Source organism: Actinosynnema sp., from assembly GCF_052038725.1.
This window is the reverse complement of sequence record NZ_JBQGCX010000541.1, coordinates 1-3,536: the sequence shown is the minus strand read 5'-3', so window position 1 is coordinate 3,536 and position 3,536 is coordinate 1. Positions and strand designations below refer to the sequence as shown.

3 protein-coding genes are annotated in these 3,536 nt (G+C 73.8%); 2 read left to right on the top strand and 1 reads right to left on the bottom strand.

What is annotated here, in order from left to right; genetic code table 11:
* Window positions 1–435: 435 nt before the first annotated feature.
* Together ACTUAL_RS10930 and ACTUAL_RS10925 are read left to right on the top strand one after the other, a co-directional pair.
* Complete coding sequence (locus ACTUAL_RS10930) at window positions 436–1,245, top strand: ion transporter (RefSeq protein WP_096492913.1); 810 nt, start codon at window positions 436–438, stop codon at window positions 1,243–1,245.
* 312 nt (window positions 1,246–1,557) lie between these two features.
* Window positions 1,558–3,051 (top strand): GMC oxidoreductase, encoded by a 1,494-nt coding sequence (locus ACTUAL_RS10925; RefSeq protein WP_198320599.1) that lies wholly within the window; start codon window positions 1,558–1,560, stop codon window positions 3,049–3,051.
* 17 nt (window positions 3,052–3,068) lie between these two features.
* On the opposite strand, the gene ACTUAL_RS10920 is transcribed toward ACTUAL_RS10925, so the two are convergent.
* Window positions 3,069–3,479: a hypothetical protein gene (locus tag ACTUAL_RS10920; protein WP_440900169.1), complete on the bottom strand. Its 411-nt coding sequence runs from the start codon at window positions 3,477–3,479 to the stop codon at window positions 3,069–3,071.
* Between the last annotated feature and the right edge of the window lie 57 nt (window positions 3,480–3,536).

Here is a 3,536-nt window from a genome sequence, read left to right as displayed (position 1 = left end):
GAAGGCCCAACTGGTGGCGGGCGCGCCGTAACCGGCGACCAGCACCACGGGTGAGCCGGTTCCCTCGTCGGCGACGTGGAGGTCGACGCCGTCGTTGGTCGTGATCGTGGGCATGGCGCCGATGGAAGCACAGGCGCGTGGCGCGGGCCATGAGGGAAGCGCCACTCGGGGCGGCCTCGGCGGACGGGCGGGTTCCCCGGTTTTCGGCGTCGGTTCAGTTTCGTTCTGAACTGAAGGAATAGAGTGGAATAGATCCCCCGAGCGGGTCGCTGAGCGGGTCACCGGGTGGAGCAGCGGGTGGCCCCGCGCGGGGGTGGTGGTCGCTGTCCGAACCGGGCGGCTCGTCCGACCGGATTGCGCGGTGGGGTGAGGCGAGGTCGGTGGTTACGGATAGTGTTCTAGTGATCACCACATCGAGTAGGAGCACTCGGAACAATGGTTCTGCGCGAGCGGGTCGAGGCCTTCCTCGACGGCCCGGCCTTCCAGCGGTTCATCATCGTGGTCATCGTCGTCAACGCGGTGACCCTGGGCTGCGAGACCGTCCCCGCACTCATGGCCTCCCACGGCTGGCTGCTGCACGGGATCGACCGGTTGGCGCTGGCCGTCTTCGTGGCCGAGCTGACCGCGCGCCTGTACGCCGAGCGGCTGCGGTTCTTCCGGGACCCGTGGAACTGCTTCGACTTCCTCGTCGTCGCCATCTCGCTGGTGCCCGCGACGGGCGTGCTGAGCGTGGTGCGGTCGCTGCGCATCCTGCGCGTGCTGCGGCTGATCTCGATCGTGCCGAGCATGAGGCGCGTGGTCACCGCGCTGGTCCGCTCGGTGCCGGGCCTGCTCTCGCTGTCCGGCCTGCTGGTGCTGCTGCTGTACGTGGGCGGCGTGATCGCGATCAACCTGTTCCGCCCCACCGGTGACGAGCGGTTCGCCGACCTCGGCAGCACGGTGCTGACGCTGCTCCAGATCACCACCGGCGACGGGTGGTCGGACGTGATGCGGGACCTGATGGAGCGGCAGCCGCTCGCGTGGATCTTCTTCGTCTGCTACCTGCTGGTGGGCACGTTCACGATGCTGAACCTGTTCATCGCGGTGGTGTGCAACGCGATGGAGCACGAGCTGAGCCCGGAGCGACCCGCCGTGACCGCCTCCCCCGAGCCGGGGACGGCCGATCAGGTGGTGCTGGCGGAGTTGCGGGCGCTGCGCGCCGAGGTCCAGGCGTTGCGGCTGACCTCGGCAGGCGACCGGGGGTAGGCGGGGCCGGGTAGGGGGCGGGCGGAGCGGGAACCCGGCCGCTCGGCGCCCGACGAGCGGACCGCGCCCCACCGGGGAACCCGGTCGCGCGCGAGGCGCCCCACCCGTCCCCCGGCGAAGGGCAGTCCCGTGACCCGGTCCGTTTCCCGCAGGTCCTTCCTCGCAGGCGCAGGCACGGCGTTGGGCGCGACCGCGCTCGGCGGCGGCGCCCCGGCGTCGGGCAGCCCGGCGTCAGGCAGTCCGGCGTCAGGCAGTCCGGCGTCGGGCAGTCCGGCGTCAGGCGGCCCGGCGTCGGGCCGCTCCCCCGCCGAGATCCCCGACGGGGCGCGCGTGCCCGCGCTGGTCGTCGGCTCCGGGTACGGCGGCGCGGTGGCCGCGCTCCGGCTGGCGCAGGCGGGCGTGCCGGTGCACGTGGTCGAGAAAGGCCGGTCGTGGGACGAGCCGGGGTGGGACGGCAAGGTCTTCGCGAACATGCTCAACCCCGACGAGCGCTCGTACTGGCTGCGCACCTGGACCAAGCAGCCGCTCAGCAACTTCCTCGGCCTTCCGGTGGACCGCGCCGTCCCGCGCCGCACCGGCGTCCTGGACGCCGAGGAGTTCGCCGGGATCACCGTCTACCAGGGGCGGGGCGTCGGCGGCGGGTCGCTGGTCAACGGGGGCATGGCGGTGACGCCCCGGCGGGAGCGGTTCGCGGCGGTCCTGCCGGGCGTGGACCCCGAGGAGATGTACTCGACGTACTACCCGCTGGCGAACGCCGAGCTGGGCACGGGGCTGGTCGACCCGGACTGGTGGGAGCAGGCCGAGTGCTACCGGTACGCCAGGGTGGGGCGGGCGCAGGCGCGGCGCTCCGGGTTCCCGTTCGAGCTGGTGCCCGGCGTGTACGACTGGGCGCACCTGGAGCGCGAGGAGGCCGGGACCGCGCCCCGGTCGGCGCTGGCCGCCGAGGTGATCTACGGCAACAACCACGGGAAGCTGTCGCTGCCCAGGACGTACCTGGCGCGGGCGCTGGCCACCGGGCGGGTGACGATCTCGGCGCTGCACGAGGTGACGAGCGTGCGGGCGGTCGGAGGCGGGTACGAGGCGCTGCTCGACGTGCTGGACGCGAGCGGGCGGGTGACCTCCACCAAGCGGGTGGAAGCGGAGCGGGTGTTCTTCGCGGCCGGGAGCGTGGGGACGAGCAAGCTGCTGACCCGGTTGCGGGACACCGGGGCGCTGCCCGCGCTGAGCCCGGAGGTCGGGCTGGGGTGGGGGGAGAACGGGAACGTGATGGTGGGGCGGGCGAACAAGGCGTCCGACCCGACCGGGGCGCTCCAGTCGTGCATCCCCACGGGCGGGATCGACAACTGGGCGGCGGGCGGGGCGTTCGCCGAGGTCGCCCCGCTGCCGACCGGGGTCGAGACGTTCACGTCGTTCTACCTGGCGATCACGGCCAACCCGAGGCGCGGGCGGTTCACCTGGAACCCGGAGGCGGGGCGGGTCGAGCTGGACTGGCGGCAGGAGTGGAAGCAGCCGTCGGTCGCCATGGCGCGGACGATCTTCGACCGGATCAACTCGGTCGAGGGGACGGTGTACCGGGCGGACCTGTTCGGGGTGGGGAAGGTGTGGGGCGACGGGCTGACGTACCACCCGCTGGGCGGGGTGGTGCTGGGGCGGGCGACGGACGGGCACGGGCGGTTGGCGGGGTACCGGGGGCTGTACGTGGTGGACGGGTCGCTGATTCCGGGGAACACGAGCGTGAACCCGTTCGTGACGATCACGGCGCTGGCGGAGCGGAACCTGGCCCGGATCGTGGCGCGGGACCTGTAGCCGGACCTGCGGCGGGGTCAGGCTCCGGCCGGGTCGTGGGCCCAGGTGCGCAGGGGGTGGAGGCGGACCTCCCAGGGGCCGAGGCAGTCGGCCAGGAGGGTGGCGACCAGACAGCCGCAGGGGCAGGCCAGGTTGGGGCCGTTGCCGCCGTGCGGGCCGCAGCAGCCCTCCAGGTTCCGGCCGTGCCCGCGCTCGCGCAGGGTGGGGACGTCCTCGGGGTGGAGCACGCGGACGCCGGGGGCGGCGCGGGGGAGGCCGGGGGCGCGCGGGTCGTCCGAGTCGGGGACGAGCGCCCAGGCGCCGCGCGGGACGGTGGGCGGGGCGTGGTGCGCGCGGTCCCGGTGGTCCGGGTCGGGGGCGGGGAGCTCGGGCAGGCGGGTCAGGTCCGGGGTCAGCTCGGCGCCGCACTTGGCGCAGTGGAAGAGCACACCCGGTTGTAGCCGAGGGCGGGGTGGGCGCGCACGGGGTTTTCCCGCGCGCGCCCG

Coding starts and splice junctions, on each gene's coding strand:
- ACTUAL_RS10930 (WP_096492913.1), top strand. CDS start 436: ATGGTTCTGCGCGAGCGGGTCGAGGCCTTCCTCGACGGCCCGGCCTTC.